General features: G+C 38.4%; 6 protein-coding genes. All 6 read left to right on the top strand.

The features are described from left to right. Positions 1 to 146 precede the first annotated feature (146 nt). The 6 genes from M2306_RS14395 to M2306_RS14370 all read left to right on the top strand — a co-directional run bounded on the left by M2306_RS14395 (position 147) and on the right by M2306_RS14370 (position 17,832). Positions 147 to 5,498: a T9SS type B sorting domain-containing protein gene (locus M2306_RS14395; RefSeq protein ID WP_259190899.1), complete on the top strand. Its 5,352-nt coding sequence runs from the start codon at positions 147 to 149 to the stop codon at positions 5,496 to 5,498. 86 nt (positions 5,499 to 5,584) lie between these two features. Beyond that, a complete protein-coding gene (locus M2306_RS14390; protein WP_498882894.1) occupies positions 5,585 to 6,484 on the top strand; it encodes a PorP/SprF family type IX secretion system membrane protein in 900 nt (299 codons plus the stop codon). An 18-nt stretch (positions 6,485 to 6,502) separates the two neighbouring features. After that, positions 6,503 to 8,416: an OmpA family protein gene (locus M2306_RS14385; RefSeq protein WP_115092122.1), complete on the top strand. Its 1,914-nt coding sequence runs from the start codon at positions 6,503 to 6,505 to the stop codon at positions 8,414 to 8,416. Positions 8,417 to 8,778: 362 nt separating this feature from the next. Then, a complete protein-coding gene (locus M2306_RS14380; RefSeq protein WP_259190946.1) occupies positions 8,779 to 14,904 on the top strand; it encodes a fibronectin type III domain-containing protein in 6,126 nt (2,041 codons plus the stop codon). A gap of 69 nt (positions 14,905 to 14,973) precedes the next feature. Further along, positions 14,974 to 15,900, top strand: coding sequence for a PorP/SprF family type IX secretion system membrane protein (locus M2306_RS14375; RefSeq protein ID WP_498882893.1), 927 nt, complete (start codon positions 14,974 to 14,976; stop codon positions 15,898 to 15,900). Positions 15,901 to 15,918: 18 nt separating this feature from the next. Continuing rightward, a complete protein-coding gene (locus tag M2306_RS14370; RefSeq protein WP_498882892.1) occupies positions 15,919 to 17,832 on the top strand; it encodes an OmpA family protein in 1,914 nt (637 codons plus the stop codon). The last annotated feature ends 46 nt before the right edge of the window (positions 17,833 to 17,878 follow it).

Raw genomic sequence — 17,878 nt, 5'->3', positions numbered from 1 at the left:
TTATTTTATATTTATAATGAATTGATATATTCTATTTTTTTTATTTAAAATAAGGTGATAATATGATTTATATTAATTTACGTTTTGTTAATATTAATATAAAAAAAATTATATATTTGACAGTAACTAACCTAAAACGAATACACATGAAAAGAATTACAGTGCTTTTCTTTTTCTTGCTGAGTGTTTATTTCAGCTACGGACAAGAAATAACGATTGGCACAGGTAGTATTACTCAAGAGTATCCTTTGTCTAATTATTACGGTTATCAACGTTCAGCAGCATTATATACAGCCGCTGAAATTAATCAAACCGGCTTTATTAATAAGTTAGCTTGGGATATCGGGAAGATGGGTGATAGTAGACCTGTGAAAATATATTTAAAAGCAGTAGAGGTAGATACTTTAGTCGCTGCTAATTGGTCTACTTTAACAACCGGAGCAACGTTGGTCTACAACGGAAGTTTTATTCCAAAAAATACGACAGGCTATCGTACAATTAATTTGGATCGAAGTTTTAATTATGTTGGAGGGACTAAAAGTGTATTGGTTTTAGTCGAAACAAATGCTGGTGGTGCTGGAATCGATGAGGCAGAAGGATTGCTAATTAAAGCTTCTGCAAGTACGAATCGACATTTGACCACTAGAGTAGATAATACCAGTGCATCAGGTAATTTGTCTTTTGTTTCGAGTAGACCTAATATTAAAATGATATTTGGCCCAGAAATTACATGTTATGGTATTCATGCTGTAATCGATACAGTAAAAGCGAAAAGTATCAGTTTTTCTATTACTTCTCAAACAACGACAACATCTTTTTCATATGAAATAAGAACATCTGGTAATCCAGGTTCAGGAGCAACGGGCTTGGCAGCATCTGGAACGATTACAAATATGAGTGTACAACCTTTTGTTGTAAGAGGGTTAACTCAATTAACAGATTATACTTTATATGTTCGTGCTAATTGTGCGAACAGTCAAAATTCATTGTATAGTGAAGGGCTTGATTTTTCTACGCCTTTAGACATTGTTCAACTACCTTTTACTGAGAATTTTGAAGATGAAACACATTTTTATTACGTTAATGATACAAATAATAAATGGTATGTTGGGAATGCTGTAAATAATGGCGGAACAAAAGCACTTTATATTAGTAAAGATGCTGGAGTGACTAATACATATAATAATGTAGGTGTTCAAGTGTCTCATGCTTATATGAATGTTGAAATTCCAGAAGGTGCGGAAGATTTAGAAATTACTTTTGATTGGCGCTGTTTAGGGCAAACGGGACTAAAGGATTATTTTAGAGTTTGGCTAGTTCCCATGACATATACGCCAACAGTTCGATCACAAATTACGGCTAATGCTACTAGGATTCAAATCGGAAGAGAACAATATTATGATAATGCAGTTTTCTTGAACGAAAGAGCTTTTATTCATGTTGCTCCATTTGCAGGACAGCAAATGCGCATCGTTTTTGAGTGGAAACAGGATTCAAGTGGGGGAGAAGATCCACCTGCTGCGATTGATAATTTAAATATTAAACCGTATTTCTGTAAAAAAGTTGCGAGTAATACAATTCAAGTTTCTAATATAACGACAACTGAAGGAACAGTTAGTTGGACTTCAACTACTGCCCAATCGTATGAGGTGTATTTAACTGAAGCTCCTCAAGCTCCAGCAAGTGTTATACCTCCTATTGGTAGTAATGGAATTCTTGCATCAACGGATACGACAACACATACGTTTATTAATTTAAAGCCAGGAACTCAATATTTAGTATGGGTACGTGCAAAATGTGAACCAAATAAACTAAGTGTTTGGGATGGTCCTAAAATTTTAGCAACAGATATGACATTGGAAGAGTTACCTTATAGCGAAAACTTTGAAGGGGTAACTAATTTTGAGTATAAGAAAAATGATTCAAAAAATAAATGGTTTGTTGGATCAGCAGTGAATAATGGTGGTTCAAAAGCGTTGTATATTAGTGAAAATTATGGATTGACCAATACCTATAATGTTACAGGAATTCAAGTCTCTCATGTGTATAAAGATTTTAAAATACCTGCAGGAACCCAGGAAGTGAAAGTGAACTTTGATTGGCGTTGTGTAGGAGAAGGTACAATATCGGATTATTTTAGAGTTTGGGTAGTTCCTCAGAATTATACTCCTTCTGTAGGTACGCAAATTGCAGTGGGTACGAATAGAATTAGATTGGGCAGTGCACAGTTTAATGGAAGAGATACTTTTAAAAGTGAAGAAATTATTTTCGATGCAACAGCTTATGCCGGTCAAAATGTACGTTTAGTATTTGAATGGAGACAAGATAATGCAGGTGGTAATCAGCCTCCAGTGGCTATTGATAACTTAAAAGTTGAAGCAAAAAGCTGTGTTGCGCCAACAAATTTTAGAGTAATTGAAACGCGTGGAACTACGGCTAAAGTAGCTTGGACAAGAGTGCCGAGACAAAATAAATTTGAAATTTACTATTCGACAGTAAATACACCTCCGGGTGAAACTGTTACGGGGTCAATTATTACGACTCAAAACCCGTATACAATAACGGGACTAAGTGCTAGAACAACCTATTATGTTTGGATAAGAACCGTTTGTGGTGATAACAACAGAAGCTTCTGGGTACGTCTGACTTTCAATACAGGACAAATCCCAGCGGATATGCCTTATAATGAAGATTTTGAGGATGTAAGTGATTGGGATTTCCAAAGTTCAGCGTTGAATAAATGGGTGATTGGTACAGCTGTTAATAACGGAGGAGATAAATCACTTTATGTAACAAAAGATGAGGGAGCTACGAATTCATATGATATAACTGTGGCAACTGTTGCGCATGCGTATCGCGATATTGCCGTTCCAATGGGGACAGCCGAATCCAATTTAAGTTTTGATTGGCGTTGTTTAGGAGAAGGAACAACGACAAAACGCGATTATTTTAAAGTATGGTTGGTGCCAAATACGTTTACGCCAATTGTAGGGCAACAAATTACGGCTGCGGATGATCGTATTCAAGTTGGTGGAATGTTTAATCAACAAGAAACGTTTACCAATTATATTATCCAAAATATTGATCTAATCCAATTTCAAGGACGTGTCATGCGATTAGTTTTTGAATGGCGTCAAGATGCAAATGGTGGAGATCAACCTCCTGGCGCTATTGACAACATAAGAATTGAAAAAGGAGTTTGCCCGAAAGTTAGAAACCTTCAAGCAGAAGCAATTGAGAATGCTTCTCCTCAAAGCGCATTATTAACTTGGGATTCCTTTGGTGATGAAACACAATGGGAAGTAATCATTTTTGAATTGGAAGATCCTACGGTGCCAAATAATACAACACCAGGGGGTATTATTGTAAACCAAACGAGTTATGTGTTTAGGGATCCAGATCCAACAAACCCAGCGCCTCGTTTTTATAAATTTTATGTTCGCCCAGTTTGTGGTGGTGATGGAACGGAAAAAAAATGGACAGGACCTGCTGTCATCTCGTTTATTCCACCTCCAGGTTGTGCGAAAGTAAAGGCAGATATTGAATTTACGGAACTTGAAGGGTTGGTGCAGAATGAAAAAGGAGAGTATGTTATTTGTGATAAAGGGGCATTTGATTTTACATTAGGTGCTGCATATTATGATATTAAAAAAACAGATAAGTACAAAGTTGAACCAATTGAATATAAACCACCATTCCCTTTCAAAGGAGGAGGTGCAATCCAACTTAATCAGGATGATATATGGTCAGGGGTAATTGATTTGGGATTTGAATTTTGTTTCTATGGAAATCAATATAGAAATATATTGATTAATACGAATGGAACGATTAGTTTTAGTATCCGAGGTGTAGTGCCAGGAGGAGTCTATACACCTGGAGCTACTGGAGCGCCTTATAATCCTACTACATTAGTTCCGAGTAACCCAGGGGGAACGTCAGGACCTACTTTAAATTCTATTATGGGGGTATTTCAAGATACACATCCAGGGGCAGGCCAAGCTCCCCCAGATCGCTCTATTAACTACCAAATTATGGGGAAAGCTCCTTGTCGAACGTTGGTATTTAATGTATATCGTTTAGGTATGTTTGGAGGTGGCAATGGTTGTGCTTATGACCCAGCTGATGTAGAAGGGACAACACAAACTTCTCAGATTGTAATGTATGAAGGCAGTAATATTATAGAAGTCTATGTAAAAAATAGACATGCAAATTGTGGTAGTTGGGATGGAAATGCAATTATAGGGCTTCAAAATGCTGATGCCACACAAGGGATTACTCCTCCAGAACGTAATACAGGACGTTGGACTGCTCAAAATGAAGCGTGGCGTTTTACTCCAGATGGAGATTCTACAGCTGAATTCTTATGGGAAAAAGATGATGAGTTTTTGAGTACAAATGCTGAGATTCAAGTTAAGATAGATAAAACGGTAAAATATACGGCAAAAGCAATTTATCAAATCTGTGGGGAAGAAGAAACGGTAATGACGAAGGAGTTTATCTTCCTGAAAGAAGATTTTGAAATAGGTCAAGTGAAAGATTTAATACAATGTACAAAAAAACCAGGGGAAGAAAATATCTTTGATTTGAGAGATGCATATCCTGATATTTATGGCAATCTTGATCCAACGCGATATGTTTTGAAGTTCTATGAAACAGAAGAAGATAGGGCTGCCGATAGGGCTTCGCTACCAGATATCGTTAAGTACAAAGGATCAAATAAACCAATCTTTATTAAATTAACGAATAAACTAACAGGATGTATAGAATACAAATCATTTAGGTTGACTGTTGATAAACCTTTGCCAGTGACTATTTTAGAGGATAAAAGTGTATGCGGGTCGTATTTACTTCCAAAATTAGCAGAAGGAGAGGCGTATTATACGAAGCCATATGGTGAAGGAATTAAATATGAAGGGGGTGCTATATTTAGTGAGATTGGTATTCATGATATTTATGTTTATAAAGTAGATGAAAAAGGATGCTTTGGTCAATCTCAGTTTGTCTTAGAGGTTGTAGAACAGATCGTTGCGGATCGCATAGCAAATATGGTGTTGAAATGTGAGGTATATTCATTACCAGCCTTGTCAGAGCATAACAAATACTATACGTTGCCAAATGGTGAAGGTAAAGAATTACCAGCGGGAACAATCATCTATGAGCCAACAACCATTTACATTTTTGCTACATTGGAAGGTGAAAAAGGAGCTGTTTGTGTGGATCAAAGTAGTTTCACTATCGATTTTGAAGAATGTCCAATTCCGAAGGGAATTTCACCAAATGGCGATGGAATAAATGATTCATTGGATTTAAGTGGTTATGGAGTTTCAAAAATTCAGATTTTTAACCGCTATGGAATGGAGGTTTATTCCCAAGGTTTATATCAGAGTGAGTGGAAAGGACAAGATAAATCGGGTAATAAATTACCATCAGGAACTTATTTTTATGTCATTGTTGCTAATGGTGAGATGAAATCAGGTTGGATACAACTTAGTTATTAATATAAACAACAACTGTGTGTGATTTCACGCACAGTTGTTTCAAAAAAATAAATCGTATATGAAGAAAATATATTTTAACATTAGGAGTGCTGAGTTTACTTAGTTGCCTTGAAGTGAAAGCCCAACAGAATCCACAATACACGCAGTATATGTATAACATGAGTGTTGTGAACCCGGCTTATGCAGGATCGAAGGATGCTGTATCTATGGGAGCTTTGTACCGCAAACAATGGGCTGGTTTTGATGGAGCACCCGAAACAGGAACTTTTTTCATCAACAGTCGAGTAGGGAAGAAAGTTGGTGTTGGTTTGTCTTTTATCAATGACCGCATCGGACCAGTTACGGAGAACAATATTTACGGGGATTTTTCTTATACTTTGGAGCTAGGTGGTGTTCATAAATTAGCCTTGGGTATCAAAGCAGGAGCTACGTTTCACAGTGCCAATTTGTTTTCTGATATTGGCGATGGTTATACCATTGATCCCTATGATCCTGCCTTTGGAGAAGACAGCAAGTCTACTCTTTTCAACGCAGGTATTGGGGCGTACTACTATACGGATAAATACTTTATCGGTTTAGGAGTTCCTAATATGATAAAAGAATACTATTTGAACTACGATGGGAAGGATTTTGGTCAGCGCGAGATTCACATGTATTTGAATGGAGGTTACGTTTTTGATTTAGATCAAGATTGGAAGTTGAAACCATCTACGATGATTAAATACGCGATGAACTCTCCTGTCTCGTTTGACTTGAACATGAACGTGATGTATTTGAACAAGATTGAGGCCGGAGTTAGCTACCGTTTAGAAGATGCCGTTGGAGGTATGATCAACTACCGCGTTACGCCACAATTACGCGTGGGTTATGCGTATGATTATATCACTTCCGATATCAACAAAGTGGCCAAAGGCTCTCATGAGTTTATGGTTCTTTATGATATCTTCTTGTCTAAGAAAGTGTCAAGTTCATCTCGTTATTTCTAATAGCATAAAAACAATACAATGAAAATAAGAAAGGTTTATTTAGCGCTGTTATTGGGTGGTCTCTTAGCAACTCAGAGTGTGAGTGCTCAGGAGCCGATAAAAACGCCCTTAGAGATTGCCGATGAGCACTACAAGCATTATGAGTTTGTAGATGCGGCAAAAGTATACCAGAAGCTAATTCGCGGCGCGAAGACAGATAATTATATTTATTTACAATTGGCTGATTGTTATTACAACATATTCAATACCGTTGAAGCGGCGAAGTACTACGGAAAAGCATTGGAGAAGGATCCGAGTTTAGATTCGGAATTTTACTATCGCTATGCTCAGATGCTTAAGGCAAGTGGTCGTTATGATTCATCAAATGCGGCTATGCGCAAGTTTGCCGAGCGCAACCCGGAGGATCAACGAGCGATTGCTTTTATGCGTGAGCCGGATTACATTCCTCGTTTACGCGCACAAGAGGAGTTGTTTACCTTTGAGGAATCAGGGATCAATGACCGTCAGGGGAATGATTTTGGTGCCTTTTTAACAGTCGGTGATACGCTTTATTTTGCGTCTACTCGTAAGGGGAACAAGTCTAAGAATAAATACGGATGGGATAACCAAGGATACTTGGATATCTTTCAGGCGAAATACAAGAATGCAGAAGATCCTTTGTATGATGTAGAACCTGTTTCCGAGTTGAACACGAAGTATCACGATGGACCAGCTACGGTAACCGGAGATGGTCATACGATGTACTTTGCTACGGAGAGTTTCCGCGCGGGGAAGTTTACTAAGAACAAGGCCAAATTAGTGAAGCTAGGTAAGGTTAGTGTTTTTAGAGCGACGAAGAAGAAGGGTAAATGGGCAGATTTCGAACCCGTACCATTCAACGGTAGCGATTACTCGGTAAGTAACCCAAGTGTGAGCAAAGATGGTCGTACGTTGTACTTTTCATCCGATATGCCAGGAACAATGGGAAGCACGGATATCTGGAAAGTAGATATTGATGAGGACGGAAATTATGGTACACCTGTGAATATGGGTAGTCAGATCAATACCGAAGGCCGCGAATCGTTTCCATTTATTTCAGAGGATGGGAAGCTATATTTTGCTTCGGATTCTCGCAAAGGATTTGGAGGTTTAGATATCTATGTGGTTGACTTAGCTATTCCACAAGCAGAGCCGAAGAACTTAGGCGCGCCGATCAATACGGCGAAAGATGATTTTGCTTTTTCATTTTACCCAGGAAAAGACATTGGTTTCTTCTCAACGAACCGCATTGGGCGTGATGATATCTATAAAGCGAAACCCGTTTGTAATACAGAGATGTATGTTACGGTAACGCATAAAGACACAGGTAAGATCTTAACAGGAGCGCGTGTGGATATCTATGACGATCGCAAGAACTTGATTGAAACGAAGTTTACAGATCACCGAGGTATTGTGGAATATGTTGTAGATTGTGGGAAATTTTACCACTTACAAGTGGACATGGATGACTTTGAAGGGAAGGCTGTCGAAGTTCCATTGAACCGCAAAGGAGGTCGTCAGTTAGTTAATGTAGGCTTGCGTCCGATTGAGGTAATTGTGACTAAAGATGAGATTATCTTAGGTGACGTTTACTTCGAGTTTGACCGTTTCAACATTACCCAACAAGGGGCAATCGAATTGGATAAGTTGGTGAAAGTAATGAAGCGCAATCCAGAGATGCGCATCAAGGTAGGTTCACATACGGATAACCGCGGAAGTGCGACGTACAACCAGAAGTTATCAGAGAATCGTGCAAAAACAACAGTTCAATATGTGTTGTCAAAAGGCATTGAAGCTTACCGATTAGAGTCACAAGGTTATGGACCAAGTGTACCGAAGATTGATTGTAAAGCGAACTGCACAGAAGAGGAACACGCAATCAACAGACGTAGTGAGTTTGTAATAATCAAATAATTGGAGTTTTAAGTATTAAGTTAGTATATTTTAAGAAGTCCTTACCATTTTATATGGTAGGGGCTTTTTTTTATCCATTTAGATAAGAGAAATTACAAGGTTAAATGATTGAATTTCTGAGAACTTATACGAATTTGTGAAAAAAACTATTTTTTAATTATTTTAGGGGCTTATGATTTATGATGCTAATTTTTTAACTTAAATGAAAAGAATAAGTAAGGTTAATTATTTGTTATTTTGAATGAATACCAATAAAATAGCCCTGTAGCTAAGGGTTTGTCGACGTGGAGAGGCTGAATTTTGTTAATCTTTGTATAAAAAAATTCTATATTTGACGATAACTAACTTAAAACTTAAAACGTATGAAAAGAATTACAGTGCTATTCTGTTTCTTGCTGAGTATATTTTTTACTTATGGGCAAGAGGTCACGATTGGCACAGGTACAGCTTCCATGAGGCAGCCCTTGAGCAGCTATCATGGATATTCGCGTTCTGTAGCACTTTATACATCTGCTGAGATAAATCAAGTAGGTTTTATCAATAAACTCGCTTGGGATATTGGTGTAATTAAAGGGGCAAGACCCGTTAAAATTTACTTAAAAGAGGTGGAGTCGACGGCATTAGTTGCTGGAAATTGGGATACTTTCATTCAGGGAGCAAGTGTAGTTTATGATGAAGAATTTACTCCTACGAATGTTGGATTCAATAACATTAATTTAGTGACTTCTTTTAATTATACAGGGGGAACTAAAAATCTATTGGTACTAGTTGAAACGAATTTTGGAGGAGGTGGTAATGGTGATGGAACAGCAGGATTAGAAATTAAATCTACTACTGCTACAAATATGCATTTTGAAATAGGTAGAGATACAACTGTACCTACAGCAAATTTATCAGCAACAACAGGTCGACCAAATATAAAATTGACGTTTGGAACTGAAATTACCTGCGCTCCAATTAGCGCTCAAATAACAAATGTTGCCGCTACGTCTGTTAGTTTTAATGTAACAGAGCGCAATTCAACGACAGGAGTTTCATATGAAATTAGAACAGAAGGTGCTGCTGGTTCTGGCGCTACAGGTCTAGTAACTTCTGGTACTGTAACAGATTTAGCAACATTACCAATAACTGTTAGTGGATTGACGGGCTCAACTAATTATTCCTTATATGTGCGAGCGAATTGTGCTGCAGATGATACATCCGTGTTTTCTGTTGCTGCTACTTTTAGAACAAAACAAATAGCAGCTACACTACCATACAATGATGATTTTGAGGGGCACGATAATTGGGATAAACAGAGTAATACTGTAAATAAATGGGTAGTCGGTACTGCTGTAAATAATGGTGGTACTAAGTCGCTTTATCTTTCGAAGGATAATGGGGCTACAAATACATATGATACTGGAGTTTCAACTGTTGCTCACGCGTATCGTGATATTTCAATACCTGCTGGAACAAATGAAATTGCTGTTAATTTTGATTGGCGTTGTGTAGGTGAAGGTACTACAACGAGGTTTGATTATTTTAGAGTATGGGCCGTTCCTGTTTCTTTTGATCCTGTATCTGGTACACAGATTGCAGCTGCAACGGATAGAATTCGATTAGGCCAATCAGAATATAATGGTAATGATCAATTTAGAAGAGAACAATTAGTAGGAAATGCTACTTCATTTGCAGGTCAAACGATGCGTTTGGTATTTGAATGGAGACAAGATGGTAGTGGTGGAACACAGCCCCCTGCAGCAATTGATAATGTATCAGTCTCTGTGATTACTTGTTCTGCTCCGACGGCGTTACAATTAAATGCAGTAAGTACTTCATCTGCAACAATAGCATGGACTGCTGCGACAGGACAAACGCAATATGAAGTTTACCATACGACAGAAACAACTATACCTGGGGCAACGGTTACAGGATCAGTTGTTACAGCAACAAACCCTTATACAATTCAAGGATTAACTCCTTCAACAAATTATTTTGTATGGGTGAGAACAGTTTGTAGTGAAACAGACAAAAGTTCTTGGGTTCAATTGCCAATTCGAACAAAACAAATAGCAGCTGCACTACCATACAATGATGATTTTGAGGGGCACGATAATTGGGATAAACAGAGTAATACTGTAAATAAATGGGTAGTCGGTACTGCTGTAAATAATGGTGGTACGAAGTCACTTTATATCTCAAAGGATAATGGGGCTACAAATACATATGATACTGGAGTTTCTACTGTTGCTCACGCGTATCGTGATCTTGTAATTCCTGCTGGAACAAATGAAATTGCCGTTAATTTTGACTGGCGTTGTGTGGGTGAAGGTGGAACATGGGACTACTTTAGAGTATGGGCAGTTTCTGTTTCTTTTGATCCTGTATCTGGTACACAGATTGCCGCTGCAGCGGATAGAATTCGATTAGGTCAATCAGAATATAATGGTAATGATCAATTTAGAAGAGAACAATTAGTAGGAAATGCTACTGCATTTGCAGGCCAAACGATGCGTTTGGTATTTGAATGGAGACAAGATGGTAGTGGTGGTACACAGCCCCCTGCAGCAATTGATAATGTATCAGTTTCTGTAATTACGTGTTCTGCTCCAACAAATTTAGAATGGACTGCAGCCACTTCAACTACAGCAACTGTAGGATGGACAGCAGTTACAGGACAAACACAGTATGAAGTTTATCATACTACGGAAACAACAGAACCTGGAGCAACGGTTACGGGATCTACTGTTACAACAGAGAACCCTTACACAATTCAAGGTTTAACACCTAATACGCAATACAATGTGTGGGTGAGAACGGTTTGTAGTGCTACGGATAAAAGTTTTTGGAAAAAAGTGACAATTGTAACCGGACAAGTGCCTGGTGAATTGCCTTATACTGACGGCTTTGAAGGACAAGATAATTGGAATAAAAGCAGTAATGCTTTGAATAAATGGGTGGTAGGTACTGCTGCTCAAAATGGTGGTACGAAGTCACTTTATATTTCAAAAGACAATGGGGCAACAAATACATATGATATTAGTGTTGCAACTGTTGCACACGCTTATCGTGATATTGTAGTTCCAGCGGGAACTACAGATATTAGTGTAGCTTTTGATTGGCGTTGTGTAGGAGAAGGAACCTCAAGTGATTATTTTAGAGCTTGGTTGGTGCCTACTACATTTGTACCAACAGTAGGTACTCAAATAACAGCTGAAACGAATAGAATTAAATTAGGTGGAGAATATAATGCAAATGCTGAATTTAGAAGAACACAAATGATTCAAAATGCTGCGGTATTTGCTGGTCAAACAATGCGTTTAGTGTTTGAATGGCGCCAAGATGGTAGTGTAGGAACTCAACCTCCAGCAGCAATTGATAATGTTGAAGTAGCAGTTGTGACTTGTTATCCTCCAACTAACTTAGCTGTATCGACGGTTACGGATTCTTCAATTACTGTTTCATGGACAGCTGTAACAGGACAAACACAATACGAAGTATATCATTCCACTACTGCTACATCCCCTGGAGCAACAGTAACTGGATCAGTCGTTACAACGGATAATCCTTATACAATTACAGGATTAACGGCAAATACGCAATACTATGTATGGGTGAGAACGGTTTGTAGTGCTACAGATAAGAGTTTCTGGGTACATGTACCGATTACAACAGGACAAATTGCTGCTGAAATGCCTTATACAGAGGATTTCGAAGGCGATAATAACTGGAGTATGGGTACGGGTACGGCGAATAAATGGGTAATTGGAACTGCGGTACACAATGGTGGAACAAAATCCCTATATATTTCTAAAGACAATGGAGCAACGAATGAATATGAGCGTAGTGGTACAATGGTAACTCATGCTTATCGCGATATCGCCGTTCCTGCAGGTACTTCAGAAAGTAATTTCTCTTTTGATTGGCGTTGTATGGGGGAAGGATTTACATTTTCAAGACTTGATTATTTTAGAGTGTGGTTAGTACCTAATTCTTTTGTTCCTACAACAGGACAACAAATTACAGCAGGAACAAATCGCAGACAGATTGGAGCAGAGTTCAATAATCAAGAAACATTTGCTTCAGTGGATGAAATCCTTGATTTGAGGGCGTATGCTGGAAGTACGCTTCGACTTGTTTTCGAATGGAGACAAGATGGTAGCGGAGGAACTCAACCACCTGCGGCTATTGACAACATTACACTAAAACGTTTATCTTGTCCTGCTGTTACAGACTTGCAAGCTGAACCAATCGAAGGATCAATTCCTGCAAGTGCTTTATTGACATGGGAATCGCATGGAGATGAAACACAATGGGAAGTATTTATCGTGGATTTAGATGATACAACAGTGCCAGGTGATGCCACAGCAGGTATTGTGGTAAATCAACCAAGATATGTGTATCCAGATCCAGATCCAGCAAATCCAGAGGATCGTTTTTACAAATTTTATGTCCGTCCGATTTGTTCTGATACAGATAAAGGAAGATGGTCTAAACCAGGTGTTATCTCCTTTATTCCACCTCCAGGGTGTGCGAAAGTAGATGCAGATATCGAATTTTCAGAAATCGAAGGATTTGAGAAAAATGAAAATGGGGATTATGTAATTTGTGAGAAAGGAGCGTTTAACTTTACATTAGGAGCTTCGTATTATGATATTCTAAAAACGAATAAGTACAAAGTTGATCCAATTGAATACCGCCCACCTTTCCCATTCAAAGGAGGTGACGCGATTGAGCTTACAACAGATGATAGATGGTCCGATATTATAGATCTTGGCTTTGATTTCTGTTTTTATGGAAATAGTTATGATAAAATATTAATTAATACAAATGGAACGATTAGTTTCAGTATTAAAAACGTTGTACCAGGAGGGCGTTATACACCAAATGGAGGAGCGGGTGATGGAGCAGCATATAATGCAGTATCTCCTATTCCGAGTGATCCAGGAAGATTGGTAATGTCACAAGGACCTAACGTGAATGCTATTATGGGGGTATTTCAAGATACAGATCCAGCCCGTTCTCCTGATAGCCGTTCAATCAATTATCAGATTATTGGTAAAGCCCCTTGTAGAACATTGGTCTTTAATGTGTATCAATTAGGAATGTTCAGTTGCGGTTACAATCCAGACGATATAGAAGGAAGTACTCAAACTTCTCAGATTGTGATGTATGAAGGAACCAATATCATTGAGGTTTATGTAAAAAATAGAAATGCGGATTGTGATAGCTGGAATGGAAATGCCATTATTGGAATCCAAAATGCTGATGGTACACAAGGAATAGCGCCTCCAGGACGTAATACAGGTCGTTGGACTGCTCAAAATGAAGCATGGCGTTTTACTCCAGACGGTGATTCAACAGCAGAATTCTTATGGGAAAAAGATGGAGAGTTTTTCTCTTCTGAAACTACCATTGATATTAGTGTTACTGAATCTGTAAAATATACAGCGAAAGCTACGTATGAAATCTGTGGAGAAATTACTGAATTGACAAAAGAATTCAATTTCGTTAAAGAAGATTTCGTGATGGGTACACCAGTAGAATTAGTGGATTGTGCACGTGAACTAGGAGAAATAAATTTTGTAGATTTGAGTGATAATAACGCTAAAATTTTAGGTGAGTTAGATCCAACAAAGTATACATTACAATATTTCGAAACGGAAGAGGATATGAATAATAATGTAAATCCATTGGATAATATCCATGAATTTACAGAAAGAAGTAAAACAATCTATGCGAAGCTAACCAACAAAAATACAGGTTGTAGTTTAGTTAAGACGTTTAGAGTTGTTGTTCAGCCTCCATTAGATGTAACGGTTGCGAAAGATGTTAGTGTTTGTAGTATTTATACATTCCCAGCATTAAAAGAAGGGGAAGCGTATTATACGCAGAAAAATGGTCTAGGTACCAAATATGTAGAAGGAGATGTATTGGATGTAGTTGGTACACACGATATTTATATTTATAGAGTAGATGAAAAAGGATGTTATGGTGAATCACATTTCTCTTTAGAAATTGTAGAACAACCTATAGCAGATCGATTTGAAAATATGGTGTTTACTTGTGAAGTTTATCCATTACCAGCTTTGTCTGAGTATAACAAATACTATACGTTGCCAAATGGAGAAGGTACAGAATTACCAGTAGGAACAATCATCTATGAGCCAACAACCATTTACATTTTTGCTACATTGGAAGGTAAAAAAGGAGCTGTTTGTGTGGATCAAAGTAGTTTCACTATCGATTTTGAAGAATGTCCAATTCCGAAGGGAATTTCACCAAATGGCGATGGATTGAATGATTCATTTGATTTAAGTGAACACGGAGTTTCAAAAATCCAGATCTTTAACCGAACTGGAATAGAAGTGTATTCTCAAGGTTTATATCAGAGTGAGTGGAAAGGACAAGATAAATCTGGCAATAAATTACCATCAGGAACGTACTATTATGTAATTGTTTCAAATGGAAAAATGAGAACAGGTTGGGTACAAATTAATTATTAATACAAACAAACAACTGTGTGTGATTTCACGCACAGTTGTTTTATTACTATTTAAAAAATTAAACCGTATATGAAGAAAATATATTTAACATTAGGAGTGCTGAGTTTGCTTAGTTGCCTTGAAGTGAAAGCCCAACAGAACCCACAATACACACAGTATATGTATAACATGAGTGTTGTGAACCCGGCTTATGCAGGATCAAAGGATGCTGTATCTATGGGAGCTTTGTACCGCAAACAATGGGCTGGTTTTGATGGAGCACCCGAAACAGGAACTTTTTTCATCAACAGTCGAGTAGGGAAGAAAGTTGGTGTTGGTTTGTCTTTTATCAATGACCGCATCGGACCAGTTACGGAGAACAATATTTACGGGGATTTTTCTTATACTTTGGAGCTAGGTGGTGTTCATAAATTAGCCTTGGGTATCAAAGCAGGAGCTACGTTTCACAGTGCCAATTTGTTTTCTGATATTGGCGATGGTTATACCATTGATCCCTATGATCCTGCCTTTGGAGAAGACAGCAAGTCTACTCTTTTCAACGCAGGTATTGGGGCGTACTACTATACGGATAAATACTTTATCGGTTTAGGAGTTCCTAATATGATAAAAGAATACTATTTGAACTACGATGGGAAGGATTTTGGTCAGCGCGAGATTCACATGTATTTGAATGGAGGTTACGTTTTTGATTTAGATCAAGATTGGAAGTTGAAACCATCTACGATGATTAAATACGCGATGAACTCTCCTGTCTCGTTTGACTTGAACATGAACGTGATGTATTTGAACAAGATTGAGGCCGGAGTTAGCTACCGTTTAGAAGATGCCGTTGGAGGTATGATCAACTACCGCGTTACGCCACAATTACGCGTGGGTTATGCGTATGATTATATCACTTCCGATATCAACAAAGTGGCCAAAGGCTCTCATGAGTTTATGGTTCTTTATGATATCTTCTTGTCTAAGAAAGTGTCAAGTTCATCTCGTTATTTCTAATAGCATAAAAACAATACAATGAAAATAAGAAAGGTTTATTTAGCGCTGTTATTGGGTGGTCTCTTAGCAACTCAGAGTGTGAGTGCTCAGGAGCCGATAAAAACGCCCTTAGAGATTGCCGATGAGCACTACAAGCATTATGAGTTTGTAGATGCGGCAAAAGTATACCAGAAGCTAATTCGCGGCGCGAAGACAGATAATTATATTTATTTACAATTGGCTGATTGTTATTACAACATATTCAATACCGTTGAAGCGGCGAAGTACTACGGAAAAGCATTGGAGAAGGATCCGAGTTTAGATTCGGAATTTTACTATCGCTATGCTCAGATGCTTAAGGCAAGTGGTCGTTATGATTCATCAAATGCGGCTATGCGCAAGTTTGCCGAGCGCAACCCGGAGGATCAACGAGCGATTGCTTTTATGCGTGAGCCGGATTACATTCCTCGTTTACGCGCACAAGAGGAGTTGTTTACCTTTGAGGAATCAGGGATCAATGACCGTCAGGGGAATGATTTTGGTGCCTTTTTAACAGTCGGTGATACGCTTTATTTTGCGTCTACTCGTAAGGGGAACAAGTCTAAGAATAAATACGGATGGGATAACCAAGGATACTTGGATATCTTTCAGGCGAAATACAAGAATGCAGAAGATCCTTTGTATGATGTAGAACCTGTTTCCGAGTTGAACACGAAGTATCACGATGGACCAGCTACGGTAACCGGAGATGGTCATACGATGTACTTTGCTACGGAGAGTTTCCGCGCGGGGAAGTTTACTAAGAACAAGGCCAAATTAGTGAAGCTAGGTAAGGTTAGTGTTTTTAGAGCGACGAAGAAGAAGGGTAAATGGGCAGATTTCGAACCCGTACCATTCAACGGTAGCGATTACTCGGTAAGTAACCCAAGTGTGAGCAAAGATGGTCGTACGTTGTACTTTTCATCCGATATGCCAGGAACAATGGGAAGCACGGATATCTGGAAAGTAGATATTGATGAGGACGGAAATTATGGTACACCTGTGAATATGGGTAGTCAGATCAATACCGAAGGCCGCGAATCGTTTCCATTTATTTCAGAGGATGGGAAGCTATATTTTGCTTCGGATTCTCGCAAAGGATTTGGAGGTTTAGATATCTATGTGGTTGACTTAGCTATTCCACAAGCAGAGCCGAAGAACTTAGGCGCGCCGATCAATACGGCGAAAGATGATTTTGCTTTTTCATTTTACCCAGGAAAAGACATTGGTTTCTTCTCAACGAACCGCATTGGGCGTGATGATATCTATAAAGCGAAACCCGTTTGTAATACAGAGATGTATGTTACGGTAACGCATAAAGACACAGGTAAGATCTTAACAGGAGCGCGTGTGGATATCTATGACGATCGCAAGAACTTGATTGAAACGAAGTTTACAGATCACCGAGGTATTGTGGAATATGTTGTAGATTGTGGGAAATTTTACCACTTACAAGTGGACATGGATGACTTTGAAGGGAAGGCTGTCGAAGTTCCATTGAACCGCAAAGGAGGTCGTCAGTTAGTTAATGTAGGCTTGCGTCCGATTGAGGTAATTGTGACTAAAGATGAGATTATCTTAGGTGACGTTTACTTCGAGTTTGACCGTTTCAACATTACCCAACAAGGGGCAATCGAATTGGATAAGTTGGTGAAAGTAATGAAGCGCAATCCAGAGATGCGCATCAAGGTAGGTTCACATACGGATAACCGCGGAAGTGCGACGTACAACCAGAAGTTATCAGAGAATCGTGCAAAAACAACAGTTCAATATGTGTTGTCAAAAGGCATTGAAGCTTACCGATTAGAGTCACAAGGTTATGGACCAAGTGTACCGAAGATTGATTGTAAAGCGAACTGCACAGAAGAGGAACACGCAATCAACAGACGTAGTGAGTTTGTGATCCTGAAATAGTTAAAAGAATTAAGTTTAGTATATTTTAAGAAGTCCTTACCATATC

The sequence above is a fragment of the Myroides gitamensis genome, from assembly GCF_029894455.1.
GTDB classification, from domain to species: Bacteria; Bacteroidota; Bacteroidia; order Flavobacteriales; family Flavobacteriaceae; genus Flavobacterium; species Flavobacterium odoratum.
This window is presented reverse-complemented; position numbering and strand designations above follow the sequence as displayed.

Coding starts and splice junctions, on each gene's coding strand:
- M2306_RS14395 (WP_259190899.1), top strand. CDS start 147: ATGAAAAGAATTACAGTGCTTTTCTTTTTCTTGCTGAGTGTTTATTTC.
- M2306_RS14385 (WP_115092122.1), top strand. CDS start 6,503: ATGAAAATAAGAAAGGTTTATTTAGCGCTGTTATTGGGTGGTCTCTTA.
- M2306_RS14380 (WP_259190946.1), top strand. CDS start 8,779: ATGAAAAGAATTACAGTGCTATTCTGTTTCTTGCTGAGTATATTTTTT.
- M2306_RS14375 (WP_498882893.1), top strand. CDS start 14,974: ATGAAGAAAATATATTTAACATTAGGAGTGCTGAGTTTGCTTAGTTGC.
- M2306_RS14370 (WP_498882892.1), top strand. CDS start 15,919: ATGAAAATAAGAAAGGTTTATTTAGCGCTGTTATTGGGTGGTCTCTTA.